A 12,666-nucleotide genomic window follows, 5' to 3' on the forward strand; every position below is an offset into this window, starting at 1 on the left:
CGGGGCATCGTAGGATCGGCGGCCGCGCAGATGGGGCACCGACGCCGCGTGATGGCCGGCTGGCCTCGCCACGCCCGCGGAGCGGCCCTCGCGCCGGACGGGCTGCGCGTGCCCGGCACTTCCGCCGGCCGGCCCGGCGGTGGGACCGTTGTCCCGCACGAGCCCTCCGCCCGAAGGTGAGGCCGCGCCATGGCGGCATCCCGGACCCCCTCCCAGCTGGACGTCTACGACGCGGCCCACCTCGGCGGCGGACCGCCCCGCGTGGTCGACACGGCCATCGTGGCGCTCGTGCGCTCGGGACGGGTCCGGGTGCACTCACCCGGCCAGCTGGCGACCGTCGAGCTCGCGCGGCAGCACCCGGTCGAGGCGGCGGTCCTCGACGCCGTCGGGCCGTCGGGCCACCGCTCGGTCGACACCGTCCAGTGGCGGCTGCAGGACGACGCCCGGCTCCTCGAGGTCGGCAGACGGCTGCGCAGCGACGGCCTGGTGTCCCGGTCCGCCCTGGGACGGGCGCTGCGCCGGGGCCCGGCGACGGTCGCGCTCACCGCCGACGGACGACGGGCACTGGCCTGGCTGCAGGACCAGCGGGGCGAGACCGACGACGTGTGGCGGGTCGCCCTCCACGGCCGCGCCGCCATGCACGACGGCGCCCTGCGGGCCGCCGTCTTCGAGCCGCCACGCACCGACCACGACCTGAGCCGCCGCAGCGTCCGCGCCGAGCGGCAACGGCTCGCTGCCGAGGACCCGGGCATCGCCGCACGGCAGACCTACGGAACGGCCACCGGCGGCGCCGCCGCCACGGGGTTCCTCGGAGGCGGCGCGGGCGACGGGGGAGGCCTCTAGCCCGGCCCGGACCACCGGTCACACGACCTGCGGCACCCCTGTGCGAGTGTGCTGCCCACGGTCGTGGCCTGCCACCGCCGTGCCATCGGTGCGGTCAGCGGCGCGCTGGCCTGCAGGAACAGGAGGAACGGTGCAGTTCGGTCGGTACTACGAGGAGTTCGAGGTCGGCGCGGTCTACAAGCACTGGCCGGGGAAGACCGTCACCGAGTACGACGACCACCTGTTCTGCCTGATCACGATGAACCACCACCCGCTGCACCTGGACAGCCACTTCGCCGCGGAGACCACGGAGTTCGGCGAGAACGTCGTCGTCGGCAACTACGTCTACTCGCTGCTGCTGGGCATGAGCGTGCCCGACGTCTCGGGGAAGGCGATCGCCAACCTGGAGGTCGAGTCGCTGCGGCACGTGGCGCCGACCTTCCACGGCGACACCGTCTACGGCGAGACGACGGTCCTGGACAAGACCGAGTCGCGGTCGAAGGACGACCGGGGCGTCGTGCACGTCGAGACCATCGGCTACAAGCAGGACGGCACCGTCGTCTGCGTCTTCCGGCGCAAGGTCATGGTGCCCAAGCGCTCCTACGGCGAGGCCCGCGGCGGCGAGCAGCCCGGCCGTCCGGAGCCCCGGCCCCGCTCCTGAGCAGGTGGCGCGCCGCCCGCCCGGTCAGGCGGGCAGCGCGCCCCAGCCGCGCAGCGTCTCCAGCAGCCGCGGCGTGCAGGGCAGCCGCTCGAGGTCGGCCGGGCCGGCGAACACGACCGCGTCGGCGTCGTCGCCGGGTACCGGCTGGGCGCGCGGGTCGGTGAGCGTGCAGCCGAAGTCGACGACGTCGTAGACGACGCCGTCGCCCGGGATGGTCACCCGCCCGACCTCGGCGCCGACGCGGACGTCCAGCCCGGTCTCCTCGCGGACCTCCCGCGCCACCGCGGCGGCCAGGGACTCGCCCGGCTCCACCCGCCCGCCGGGCACCGACCACAGCCCGCGGCCCGGGGCGTTGCGCCGGCGGACCAGCAGCAACCGGCCGGCGCCGTCGAGCACCACCGCCCCCACGCAGGCCACCGTCGCGGCACCGTCCCGAGCCGGGGGAGGCGCGGCCGGCGGGAACGACGCGGACGGCACCCGCGCAGGGTACGACGGCGCGGGCCGGGATCGTCCGCCCGCGCTTGACGTGAGCCCCGCGTGACAGGACGGTGTTCCCCGATGAGCCCCTCCCCGGTCTGCCCTCGCTGCGGCGAGCCGCTGGTCGTGCGCCCCGGGGACTCCGCCGTGGCCTGGTGCCACCTGCACGGCGCCGTCACCCCGCTGCACCACACGGCGCTCATCGCGCACGACGCGATCGCGGCGGTCACCGCCGACGCCCGCGTCCCGGCCTGGGTGCCCGACCCGATGCCGACGGGCTGGTCGGTCACCGGCCTGGCGTGGGGCGGGGAGCCCGGCGCGCGGGCGATCGTCGTCGGCTGCGCGGGCCCGGCACCGCTGGGCGGGTCGGCCGAGATGGTGCTGGTCGCGGAGGAGCCGGGCATGGGCGTGGGCTGCGGCTACGCGGGCCTACCGGGTCTCGACCCGGGCGACGTCATCACCGGGCCGTCGTCGGCGGCGGTCGAGGCCGCCGGGCAGCACGCCCCCCTGTGGGCGGTCCCCACGTCCGACGACCGGGCCGCCTTCGTGGGCGAGGCCTACGGGGTGTGGCTGTGGCTGGTCACCTGGCCCATGTCGGCCGGCTGGCTGCTGGCCGAGCCTCGGCGGCTGCTCGACCTGCGCGAACGGCTCTACCCCGACCTGCCACTGGGCCCGCCCAGCGAGCACCTGCTGCCGGGGGAGTGAACGCCCGGTCCCGACCGGCGTGTCCGGACGGTCCCGGCTGGGGCCTGTGTTACCCATGGGACCGGCCTCCGGGCCGAGCCGCGCGGGCACGCCGCCCGCGGGTCCGAGCACATCCCCGGAGGTGACGGTGAACCTGAAGAAGGTCCTCGTCTGGCTGGCCATCGCCTTCGTCGTCTGGTACGTCATCCAGCAGCCGGAGTCCTCGGCCGAGATGGTGAAGAGCGCCGGCGAGGCCCTCGGTGACGCCGCCTCCTCCATCGCCGCCTTCGTCACCTCGCTCGTCTAGGCGGCCGTGACCGGCCCGGCCGACGGCCGCCCGCCGCGGTGGGCCAAGGACGCCGCCAAGTACCTGCTCCCGGGCGAGCAGGCCGTCGTCGCGACCCGCCGCCACTGGGCGGTGCTGCTGTGGCCGGCCACCAAGACGCTGCCGGTGCTGGCGGCCGGTACCTGGGTGCTCACCCTCGACCCGGACAACCGGTTCTCGGCCGGCCTCGGGCTGCTCGTCGTCCTCGCCGCGCTGGGCACGCTCGCGCTGCGGGTCGGCGAGTGGTGGATGCGGCACTTCATCGTCACCCGCCGCCGGGTGCTGCTGACCTCGGGGATCATCGCCCGCACCGTCACGCTCCTGCCGCTGCGCCGGATCACCGACCTGACCTGGAAGGAGACGCTGCTGGGTCAGGTGCTGGGCTACGGCACCTTCCGCTTCGAGTCCGCCGGTCAGCAGCAGGCGTTGTCGCAGATCACCTTCCTGCCGCGCGCCGACCTGCTCTACCAGGAGGTCAGCGGGCTGCTGTTCGCCAGCGACCTGGGCAGCGCCGCCGCCGGCGACGACGAGGGCAACCCCGAGCCGCCCGCCCGCGAGCGGCCGCGGCACGACACCCAGCCGATCCCCGGCGCGCCCCGCCAGGACCCGCCCGCACCGGCGCGCTGACCGCCCGGGCGCGGCCAGCGCGGGCAGGGGAGGCTGGACGCCGATGCGCATCGACCTGCACACCCACTCGTCGGTCTCCGACGGCACCGACAGCCCCGCGGCCCTGCTCGCCACCGCCCGCGCCGCCGGCCTCGACGTCGTCGCCCTCACCGACCACGACACCACCGCCGGGTGGGCGGCCGCCGCCGCGGCCCGCCCACCCGGGCTGACCGTCGTCCCCGGCCTGGAGCTGTCCTGCCGGTGGTTCCCCGCAGACCAGCCGCCGATCAGCGTGCACCTGCTGGCCTACCTCTTCGACCCGGGGCACCGGGCGCTCGCCGACGAGCTGACGAGGCTGCGCGCCGAGCGCCTGGGCCGCGGCGAGCGGATCGTCGCCGCGCTGGCCGCGGCCGGCTACCCGGTGGTCTGGGAGCGCATCGTCGAGGCCTCCGGCGGCGGGGTCGTCGGCCGGCCGCACGTGGCCCGGGCGCTGGTCGAGGCCGGCGTCGTCGAGTCGGTGGACGAGGCGTTCGCGACCCTGCTGTCCCACCGCAGTCCCCACTACGTCGCCAAGGCCGACACCGAGGTCCTCGAGGGCATCCGGCTGGTCCGGGAGGCCGGCGGCGTGCCGGTGTTCGCGCACGGCCTGGCCACCCGGCGGGGGCGGGTGGTCGACGACGCCGCGGTCGCCGCGATGGCCGACGCGGGGCTGCTCGGCCTGGAGGTCGACCACCCCGACCACAGCCCCGCCGAGCGCGACCACCTGCACGGGCTGGCGCGCGAGCTGGGCCTGCTCACCACCGGGTCCAGCGACTACCACGGTACGAACAAGACGACGCCGATCGGCGCCTGTACCACCGATCCCGGACAGTTCGAGGCGCTGCTGGCCGCGGGCACCGGCAGCGCGCCGTTCACCGACTGACGCGGGTCCGCCGTCCCCGGCGGCTAGCGTGGCGGTGTGGGGAGCGCGCAACTGGAGATGCCGGGCATGCCGCGGCGGCTGTTCCCCGCGACGCCGAGCAAGCTCGCCGCGTTCGCCGACTGCCCGCGCCGCTACCGGCACGCCTACGTCGACCGGCCGACGTCGCCCAAGGGGCCGCCGTGGGCGCACAACACGGTCGGCTCGGCCGTGCACGCGGCGCTGCGCTCGTGGTGGGACCTGCCGCGGGCGAGCCGCACGGCGGTGGCCGCGCGGCAGCTGCTCTACGGCGTCTGGTCCGACACCGGTTTCCGGGACGCCGAGCAGTCCGCCCGCTGGCGCGCCCGCGCCGCCGGGTGGCTCACCGGCTACCTGGCCACGGTCGACCCTGACGACGAGCCGGCCGGCCTGGAGCGCCAGGTCGCGGCCACCACGTCGGCGCTGGCGCTGTCGGGACGGGTCGACCGGATCGACCAGCGCGGGGACGAGTTGGTCGTCGTCGACTACAAGACCGGCCGGGTGCCCAGCACCGAGGACGAGGCGCGCGGCTCACCGGCGCTGGCGGTGTACGTCCTCGGCGTGCAGCGCACGCTGCGCCGGCCCTGCCGCCGGGTGGAGCTGCACCACCTGCCGTCGGGAACGGTCGCGGCCTTCGAGCACACCGAGCGCTCGCTGGCCAACCACGTCCGGCGGGCCGAGGACGTCGCCGCCGACATCGGCGTCGCCACCCGGCGGGTCGAGGAGGGCGTGCACCCCGACGAGGCGTTCCCGGCCGCACCCGGGCGGCAGTGCGGCTGGTGCGACTTCCGGCGCAGCTGCCCGCCCGGACAGGCCGCCGCGCCGGCGCGCGAGACCTGGAGCTTCCTGCCGGCCGACGAACCCGCCGCGTCTGGCTAGGCGCCGCGGACGCCCTGCGCGACCAGTGACGCCGCCAGCGCCAGCATGACGACGGCGATGACGGCGTCCAGCACCCGCCACGACGCCGGCCGCGCGAAGACCGGCCGCAGCAGCCGCGCGCCGTAGCCGAGGGCGACGAACCAGACGGTGCTGCCCAGCGCGGCGCCGCCGGCGAACCACCACCGCAGCTCCTCCCAGGTGCCGGCCAGCGACCCGAGCAGCACCACCGTGTCGAGGTACACGTGCGGGTTGAGCCAGGTCAGCGCCAGGCAGGTGGTCAGCGTGGCCGCGAGCCCCGCGCGGCGTCCGGTCTCGTCGGGGACCAGGGCCGCCGCGCGCAGCGCCCGGCGGGCGGCCAGCAGACCGTAGGCGGCGAGGAACGCCGCGCCGGCGAAGCACACCGCGGTGAGGACGCCGGGCACCCGGCTGACCAGCGTGCCGGCCCCGGCGGTCCCGGCGGTGATGAGCGCGACGTCGGAGACCAGGCAGACGGCGACGACGGCGGCCACGTGTTCGGCGCGCAGCCCCTGCCGCAGCACGAAGGCGTTCTGCGCGCCGATCGCCACGATCAGCGAGAGCCCGAGCCCCAGTCCGGAGACGGCGGCGAGCAGGGCAGGGGACACGGCAGCGGACACGGCGGCGACGCTAGGCGGCACTCGTCGGAAGCGCCGTTCGCGTTGCTGCAGGATCTGTAGCTGCTCTGATGGCCGGGTGGACCTCGACCTCGGACAGCTGCGCGCCCTCGAGGCGACCGTTGCCGCCGGCACCCTCGACGGCGCCGCCCGTGCCCTGCACGTCACGCCGAGCGCGATCAGCCAGCGGTTGCGGGCGCTGGAGACGACCACCGGCCGGGTGCTGCTGGTGCGCAGCAAGCCGGTGCGGGTGACCGGGTCCGGGGAGGCGGTGCTGCGGCTGGCCCGTCAGCTGACGCTGCTCACCGCCGACGTCACCCGGGAGCTGGTGGGCGACGCCGCGCACGGGCCGGTGCCCCTGCCCGTCGCGGTCAACGCCGACTCCATGGCCACCTGGGTGCTGCCGGCGCTGGCCCCCTCGCCGGCGAGCTGGCCTTCGACCTGCACCGGGAGGACGAGGAGCGTACGGCGGTGCTGCTGCGGGAGGGCCGGGTGACGGCGGCGGTCACCGCGGACGCCGAGCCCGTGCCCGGCTGCAGCGTCACCCGGCTGGGCAGCATGCCCTACCGGCCGATGGCCACGGCCGCGTTCGCCGAGCGCTGGTTCGCCGACGGGGTCACCGCCGGGGCGCTGTCCCGGGCGCCCGTCGTGGTCTTCGACCGCAACGACGACCTGCAGTACCGCTACCTGCGCTCGCGGGGGGTCGACGAGCGGACGCCACCGGTGCACCACGTCCCGGCCTCGGCCGACCACGTGACCGCCGTCCGCCTCGGGTTCGGCTGGGGCATGGTGCCCGCCCCGCAGGAGCCGCCTGGCGAGCTGGTCGCGCTCGACCCGGACGGCGCCGTCGACGTCGCGCTGTACTGGCAGCAGTGGAAGCTGCGCTCGCCGTCGCTGGACCGCGTGGCCGCCGCGGTGCTGGCCGCGGCGCGGCGCGCCCTCGACCAGCCCGCCGCCGGTGGTTAGGCGCCCAGGGCCGTCGGCGGCGCCGTCCGCTCGAACCCGGCGCGCACGACCGGCGACAGCCGCGCCCGGTCCGGCAGCGCCAGCAGGCCGGTCCGGAACGCCCGCAGCGCCGCCGTCGCCGCCGCGTCGGTGACCGCGAACCCCGGCAGCGAGGCCAGCCGGCGGGCCCAGGGCGGCAGCGTCGCCACCGCCAGCGACGCCAGCGTGCCCCACGCCGGCCGCGCGGGGGTCAGCAGCTGCACCCACCGCGGCATCGGCGGCAGGGCGATGAACCGCCAGGCGTCGCGGGCGTCCGGGGTGAGCGCGAGCGCCGGGCGCATCCGGGTGAAGTAGGCCTCCAGGTCGGCCACCGAGGCGGGCACGTCGCCGGCGTCGGCGCCGATGAGCTCGGCCGCGACCACCTGCTCGGCCACGTAGCGGTCGGCCTCGGCGGGCGTGACGACGTCGGCCCGGCGGGCGACGTCGAGCAGCGAGTCCACCTGGCAGGCGTGCACCCACAGCAGCAGGTCGGGGTCGTCGACGCGGTAGGTGCGCCCGGTCGTCCCCTCCGTGCCGCCGAGCCGCCGGTGCATGCCGCGCACCCGCCGCACCAGCCGGATCGCCTCCCGCCGGCTGCCGAAGGTGAGGGTGTCGACGTACTCCCCGGTGCGGGCGAGCCGCTGCCACGGGGACTCCCGGAACACCGAGTTGCGCGCGACGCCGTCCATCGCGACCGGGTGCAGGGCCTGCAGCAGCAGCGCCCGCAGCCCGCCGACGCCGTAGACGGGGTCGGCGTGCACCCGCCAGGTGATGCTGTCCGGCCCGAAGAAGCCCAGCCGGTCCTCCTCGGGCGTCCAGTCGCGCGCCGAGGGCCGCCCGCCGCTCACCGGGTGGTCCCGGGCAGGGACGCCCAGAAGGTCTCGAGCACCTGCACCGTCCGCAGGGGGTTCTCGACGGCGGGGGAGTGGATGGCGTGCGGGACGACCTCGTGGCGGGCGCCCAGCCGCCGGGCCATGTCCTCCTGGACGGCCGGGGACCAGGCGTCGTCGGCCTCGCCGTGGGCCACCAGCACCGGGACCCCGGTGGCGGCGAGCTCGGCGACCCGGTCGGGCTCGGTGGTGATCGCCTGCGCCATGCCCCGCAGCCCGGCGGCGGTGTTGCCGAGGAACCGGCGGCCGTAGAACGCGCGGGTCGCCCTCGGCACGGCCAGGGCGCGCTCGTCGGTCATGGCCAGCTGCTCCAGCGTGGCGGCCACCAGCGGGACGCCGCCCTGGTCGAGCAGCGGCCCGAGGTGCTCGAGCAGGTCGACCCGCGGGCCGGCCAGCGCGGCGGGACCGGAGCCGAGCAGCGTCAGTGACCGGAACGCGGCCGGGTCGGCCAGGACCGCCGCACGGCCGACCAGGCCGCCGAAGCTGTGCCCCACCAGGTGCGGGGTGCCGGTCTCCTCGCGCAGCAGGGCGGCGACCGCGACAACGTCGGCGGCGAGCTCGGCGACGGTGTAGGCCGCGGGGTCGTCGGGCCCGGGGGACTCGTACTGCCCGCGCTGGTCGATGGCGACCACCCGGTGCCCGCGGGCGGCCAGCGGCGCCAGCAGGGGCGCGAAGTCCTCCTTGCTGCCGGTGTAGCCGGGCACCAGCAGGACGGTGCCGCGGCGCCCGTCGCCGCCGGTGTCGAGCGCGGCCAGCGGGCCCGCCCGGCCGGCGAGGGTCCGCGGGGTGGCGTCGTGGTCGGCCAGCTGCCGCAGGTCGTCGGACGGGATGGCGAGGGTGACCGACGGCATCTCGGGGCTCCCGGGCAGGACCATGTGTCCAGTCAACCTCCGCCGCGGCGGCGCCGCAGCGAGGCCGTCCGGTCAGGCGAAGCCGTGCACCCGGTCGGGGAGCCGGTAGAGCAGCACCGGCCCGACCAGCGAGGCCTGCCCGCCGGCCTCCAGGCCGCCGTCGACCGCCGCCCGGCCGGCCTCGGCGCCGGTGGCGAGGTCGCGCAGCACGAACCCGCCCGACTCGGGCACCCACACGGCGGCCGAGCCCGATGCGGTCTTGCCGACGTCCCCCGTGGGCAGCCCCTGCGCGGGCAGCTCCCACCGCGGGGCGCCGGTGCCCGGGTCCAGCGCCCACAGGGTGCCGCGGGCCCACACCAGCGCGACGTCGCCCGCGCCGGCCTGCAGCAGCGGCTCGGCGGCCGGGTCGACCCCGGCGGTGGGCAGCGGGAGCTGCTGGAGCAGGGTGCCGTCGTCGGGGCGGTGCACCAGCAGGGTGTCGCCGGTGACGACGACGACGAGCCGGTCGGCGCCGACCAGCCGGACGCCGCCGCCCTCGGGGGCGGAGACGTCCCTGGTCCACCGGGGCTGGCCGGTGGAGGCGTCGAACAGCCGCAGCTGCAGCGCCGCGGTCCCGGGGCAGCGCTGCAGCAGCACCACCCCGGCGCTGCCGACGTCGGTGTCCTCGAGGCGGCAGTCCTCGGCCGCCGCGACCCGCCAGCGGACGTTGTTGCCCGCCGGGTCGAGCACCACGACCCCGGTCGGGCTGCTGGCCAGCACGGCCTGCTCGGTGCCGGAGATCGTGGCGTCCGCGCGGAGGCTGAGGTTGCGGGTCCACTGGCGCACCCCGGTGGCCGCGTCGAGGGCCAGGGCCTCGTCGCAGCGGTCGTGGGTGCGGAAGACGGCGACCACCAGCCCGTCGACCGCGGTCAGGCCGCACAGCCGGGCGTCGGCCCGGCGGTAGTGCCAGGCCTCGTCCCCGGTGACGGCGTCGACGGCGGTGAGGCCGCGCTCACCGGGCACGACGACCCGGCCGCCCTCGACGACCCGGCGGGGCAGCCCGGCGTCGGCCGCGACCGACCAGGCGCGGGCCACCCCCGCGGCGGGCGCGGCGTCGGAGACCCGCGGCGGGTCAGCGGTCGTGCTGTCGGTGGCCGCGACGCTGGAGCCGCGCCAGAGCAGGACGGCGACCAGCGCCAGCGCGAGCGTGGCCGCCGTCCAGACCCAGACCCGCAGCGGCGGGGGACGCAGCGCCAACGGCGGAGACCGGCGTCAGGCGGCGGACTCGGAGTCGCCGCCGTCGCCGGAGTCGCCGCCCACGTCGGTGCCGGCGGCACCGGCGGAGCGGCGACGGGCGCCCCCGCGGCGGCGACGGCGGCGGCGCGGCGCACCCTCGTCCGCGGGCTGCTCCGCAGCGGCGTCCGCCGGGTCGGCGGCAGTGGCGGCGTCGGCGGCGGGGGCCGACCCGTCGGCGGGCTCCCCGCCGCGCGTGCGGCGGCGGGAGCGCGACCGCGAGCGGGACGGGCGGTCGCCGTCCTCCCGGGAGGAGTCGCGGACCTCCTCCCGTGCCGGACCGCGGCCGGCGCCCTTGGGCTTCCGGCCGGTCTCGCCGAGGTCCTCGAGCACCTCGGCGTCGAGGCCCTCGCGGGTGCGCTGCGAGCGCGGCAGCCGGCCCGTGGCGTCCTCGGGGACGTCGAGGTCGGTGCGGACCCACGGCGAGGTGGAGTAGGTCTCCGGCGGGTCGGCGAACGGCAGGTCGAGCGCCTTGTTGATCAGCTGCCAGCGCGGCACGTCGTCCCAGTCGACGAAGGTGACCGCGACGCCCTCGCGCCCGGCGCGGCCGGTGCGGCCGATCCGGTGCACGTAGGTCTTCTCGTCCTCGGGACACTGGTAGTTGACGACGTGGCTGACGCCGGTGACGTCGATGCCGCGGGCGGCGACGTCGGTGGCGACCAGGACGTCGACCTTGCCGCTGCGGAACGCGCGCAGCGCCTGCTCGCGGGCGCCCTGGCCGAGGTCGCCGTGCACGGCGGCGGCGGCGAAACCGCGGTCGACCAGCTCGTCGGCGACCTTCTGCGCGGTCCGCTTGGTGCGGCAGAAGACCATCGCGAGGCCCCGGCCGCGCGCCTGCAGCACGCGGGCCAGCAGCTCGGGCTTGTCCAGGTTGTGCGCCCGGTACACGAACTGGGTGGTCTGCGGGACGGTCGAGCCCTCGTCGTTGCCGTGCGCCCGGATGTGGGTGGGCTGGGTCATGAACTGGCGGGCCAGGTTCACGATCGGGCCGGGCATCGTGGCGGAGAACAGCATGGTCTGCCGCTTCGCCGGGACCATCCCGAGGACCCGCTCGATGTCGGGCAGGAAGCCCAGGTCGAGCATCTCGTCGGCCTCGTCGAGGACCAGCACGCTGACCTTGCCCAGGATCAGATGACCCTGCTGGGCCAGGTCGAGCAGCCGGCCGGGGGTGCCGACGACGACCTCGACGCCGGCCTGCAGCGCGGCGACCTGCGGCTCGAAGGCCCGGCCGCCGTAGATGGCCTGCACGCGGATGCCGCGCTTCTTCCCGGCGGTGGCCAGGTCGCGGGCGACCTGCACGCACAGCTCGCGGGTGGGGACGACGACCAGCGCCTGCGGGACGCCGTCACCGCCCTCCGCGGCGGGGACGACGCGCTGCAGCAGCGGGACGCCGAAGCCGAGGGTCTTGCCGGTGCCGGTGCGGGCCTGCCCGATGAGGTCGTTGCCGGCCAGCGCCAGCGGGAGGGTGAGCTCCTGGATCGCGAAGGTCCGGGTGATGCCGGCCTCGGCCAGCGCCGCGACGACGTCGGGGTGGACGTCGAAGTCGCTGAACAGCGGCGCGGTCTCCTCGACGGGCGCGCCGCCGAGGGCCTCGACGGTCTGCTCGACCTGCTCGGGGGCGGGCGCGCCGGTCTCGGCGTGCTCGAGCTCGGGGGTGGTGGGGGTGTGGTCTGTGGAGGTCAGTGCTCTCGCCTCTGGTCGGCTGGGGGAGCGGCCGGCGGGCGACGACGGCGTCGTCCGGGCGCTCCGCGGTCGGGTGTCGCGGGATGCGTGTCCAGCGCCGACGCGGCCAGCGGACCGGGGCTCGATCTGCCCCCGGCGACGGCCCGGTGTGCCCGGTCACGGGCTCCTCGGGGCGTCGGCGAGCGATCGTCAGCGCACAGATACCAGCGGACCTGGCGGCCCGCCTGTTCCCATGGTAGCGCGGGGAGCGGTTAGCCTCTGTCGCCGCGCGGGCCGCCCGCCCCCGACCCCACCCGGAGGTGGCACGTGAGCACGGTCGACAGCCGCGCCGTCGTCGACCTGCTCGGCGTGCTGGCCTACGCCGAGCTGACGGCGTTCGACCGGCTGGCCGAGGACGCCCGGCTGTCTCCGACGCTCGACGGCCGGGCCGCGCTGGCGCGGATGGCCGCCGCCGAGATGGGCCACCACGACCGGCTCGCGGCGCGGCTGCGGGAACTGGGCGCAGACCCCGCCGCGGCGATGGCGCCGTTCGTGCCGGCCCTCGACGGCTTCCACGAGGGCACCCGGCCGCGGACGTGGCTGGAGGGCCTGGTCAAGGCCTACGTCGGGGACGGCCTGGCGGCCGACTTCTACCGCGAGATCGCCGGCTTCCTGCCCGAGCCCGACCGCTCGCTGATCCTCGAGGTGCTCGCCGACACCGGGCACGCGGAGTTCGCCGTCCGCGAGGTGCGTGCCGCCATCCGCTCCCAGCGCGCACTCGCCGGGCGGCTGGCCCTGTGGGGACGGCGGCTGGTCGGGGAGGCGATCTCCCAGTCGCAGGCGGTCATCGCCGAGCGCGAGGGGCTGGCGCAGCTGATCATGGAAGGGACCGGCGACCTCACGGGCATCGCCCGGCTGGTCGACCGGATCACCGCCGCGCACACCAAGCGGATGCGCACCCTCGGCCTCAAGCCCTGACACGAC

General features: G+C 76.9%; 16 protein-coding genes. 10 read left to right on the top strand and 6 right to left on the bottom strand.

From position 1 onward, the window contains the following. The first annotated feature begins 189 nt into the window (after window positions 1-189). Window positions 190-843 (top strand): TIGR04222 domain-containing membrane protein, encoded by a 654-nt coding sequence (locus tag ACI79V_RS07115; protein WP_456887846.1) that lies wholly within the window; start codon window positions 190-192, stop codon window positions 841-843. Between the two features lie 130 nt (window positions 844-973). After that, the gene (locus ACI79V_RS07120) at window positions 974-1,483 is read left to right on the top strand and encodes a MaoC family dehydratase (RefSeq protein ID WP_456887848.1); all 510 of its coding nucleotides are present in this window, start codon (window positions 974-976) and stop codon (window positions 1,481-1,483) included. A 24-nt stretch (window positions 1,484-1,507) separates the two neighbouring features. Here ACI79V_RS07120 and ACI79V_RS07125 read toward each other — a convergent pair whose 3' ends face one another. Beyond that, complete coding sequence (locus tag ACI79V_RS07125) at window positions 1,508-1,960, bottom strand: NUDIX hydrolase (protein WP_456887850.1); 453 nt, start codon at window positions 1,958-1,960, stop codon at window positions 1,508-1,510. Between the two features lie 81 nt (window positions 1,961-2,041). On the opposite strand from ACI79V_RS07125, the gene ACI79V_RS07130 reads away from it, so the two are divergent. The 5 genes from ACI79V_RS07130 (at window position 2,042) to ACI79V_RS07150 (ending at window position 5,391) form a co-directional block, all read left to right on the top strand. Then, entirely contained in the window at window positions 2,042-2,665 is a 624-nt protein-coding gene (locus ACI79V_RS07130) for a DUF6758 family protein (RefSeq protein ID WP_456874415.1), read from the top strand. A gap of 127 nt (window positions 2,666-2,792) precedes the next feature. Beyond that, window positions 2,793-2,951 (top strand): hypothetical protein, encoded by a 159-nt coding sequence (locus ACI79V_RS07135; RefSeq protein WP_456874416.1) that lies wholly within the window; start codon window positions 2,793-2,795, stop codon window positions 2,949-2,951. 6 nt (window positions 2,952-2,957) lie between these two features. Further along, the gene (locus ACI79V_RS07140) at window positions 2,958-3,596 is read left to right on the top strand and encodes a PH domain-containing protein (RefSeq protein ID WP_456887852.1); all 639 of its coding nucleotides are present in this window, start codon (window positions 2,958-2,960) and stop codon (window positions 3,594-3,596) included. A 43-nt stretch (window positions 3,597-3,639) separates the two neighbouring features. Next, the gene (locus tag ACI79V_RS07145) at window positions 3,640-4,497 is read left to right on the top strand and encodes a PHP domain-containing protein (RefSeq protein ID WP_456887854.1); all 858 of its coding nucleotides are present in this window, start codon (window positions 3,640-3,642) and stop codon (window positions 4,495-4,497) included. Window positions 4,498-4,533: 36 nt separating this feature from the next. Further along, window positions 4,534-5,391 (top strand): RecB family exonuclease, encoded by an 858-nt coding sequence (locus ACI79V_RS07150; RefSeq protein WP_456887856.1) that lies wholly within the window; start codon window positions 4,534-4,536, stop codon window positions 5,389-5,391. On the opposite strand, the gene ACI79V_RS07155 is transcribed toward ACI79V_RS07150, so the two are convergent. After that, entirely contained in the window at window positions 5,388-6,026 is a 639-nt protein-coding gene (locus ACI79V_RS07155) for a LysE/ArgO family amino acid transporter (protein WP_456887858.1), read from the bottom strand. The two genes, ACI79V_RS07150 and ACI79V_RS07155, sit on opposite strands and share 4 nt — an antisense overlap. Window positions 6,027-6,102: 76 nt before the next feature. On the opposite strand from ACI79V_RS07155, the gene ACI79V_RS07160 reads away from it, so the two are divergent. Beyond that, complete coding sequence (locus tag ACI79V_RS07160; protein WP_456887859.1) at window positions 6,103-6,519, top strand: LysR family transcriptional regulator; 417 nt, start codon at window positions 6,103-6,105, stop codon at window positions 6,517-6,519. Continuing rightward, window positions 6,495-6,989 carry a LysR substrate-binding domain-containing protein gene (locus tag ACI79V_RS07165; protein ID WP_456887862.1) on the top strand — a complete coding sequence of 165 codons (495 nt, stop codon included), beginning with the start codon at window positions 6,495-6,497 and terminating at the stop codon, window positions 6,987-6,989. Before ACI79V_RS07160 ends, ACI79V_RS07165 begins: the two co-directional genes overlap by 25 nt. Here ACI79V_RS07165 and ACI79V_RS07170 read toward each other — a convergent pair. From ACI79V_RS07170 to ACI79V_RS07185, 4 genes are read right to left on the bottom strand one after another with little or no spacing between them, the layout of a single operon-like run. After that, the gene (locus ACI79V_RS07170; RefSeq protein ID WP_456887864.1) at window positions 6,986-7,855 is read right to left on the bottom strand and encodes an oxygenase MpaB family protein; all 870 of its coding nucleotides are present in this window, start codon (window positions 7,853-7,855) and stop codon (window positions 6,986-6,988) included. The genes ACI79V_RS07165 and ACI79V_RS07170 overlap by 4 nt on opposite strands. Continuing rightward, window positions 7,852-8,772, bottom strand: a complete 921-nt coding sequence (locus tag ACI79V_RS07175; RefSeq protein ID WP_456887867.1) for an alpha/beta fold hydrolase — start codon at window positions 8,770-8,772, stop codon at window positions 7,852-7,854. The genes ACI79V_RS07170 and ACI79V_RS07175 overlap by 4 nt, the downstream gene beginning before the upstream one ends. 48 nt (window positions 8,773-8,820) lie before the next feature. After that, window positions 8,821-9,984 carry an outer membrane protein assembly factor BamB family protein gene (locus tag ACI79V_RS07180; protein ID WP_456887869.1) on the bottom strand — a complete coding sequence of 388 codons (1,164 nt, stop codon included), beginning with the start codon at window positions 9,982-9,984 and terminating at the stop codon, window positions 8,821-8,823. Window positions 9,985-9,999: 15 nt separating this feature from the next. After that, window positions 10,000-11,574, bottom strand: coding sequence for a DEAD/DEAH box helicase (locus ACI79V_RS07185; RefSeq protein WP_456887979.1), 1,575 nt, complete (start codon window positions 11,572-11,574; stop codon window positions 10,000-10,002). 435 nt (window positions 11,575-12,009) lie between these two features. Here ACI79V_RS07185 and ACI79V_RS07190 point away from each other — a divergent pair, with 435 nt between their 5' ends. Beyond that, entirely contained in the window at window positions 12,010-12,660 is a 651-nt protein-coding gene (locus tag ACI79V_RS07190) for a ferritin-like fold-containing protein (protein WP_456887872.1), read from the top strand. The last annotated feature ends 6 nt before the right edge of the window (window positions 12,661-12,666 follow it).

The sequence above is a fragment of the Geodermatophilus sp. SYSU D00700 genome (genome assembly GCF_054050255.1).

Coding starts and splice junctions, on each gene's coding strand:
- ACI79V_RS07175 (WP_456887867.1), bottom strand. CDS start 8,772: ATGGTCCTGCCCGGGAGCCCCGAGATGCCGTCGGTCACCCTCGCCATC.
- ACI79V_RS07145 (WP_456887854.1), top strand. CDS start 3,640: ATGCGCATCGACCTGCACACCCACTCGTCGGTCTCCGACGGCACCGAC.
- ACI79V_RS07115 (WP_456887846.1), top strand. CDS start 190: ATGGCGGCATCCCGGACCCCCTCCCAGCTGGACGTCTACGACGCGGCC.
- ACI79V_RS07130 (WP_456874415.1), top strand. CDS start 2,042: ATGAGCCCCTCCCCGGTCTGCCCTCGCTGCGGCGAGCCGCTGGTCGTG.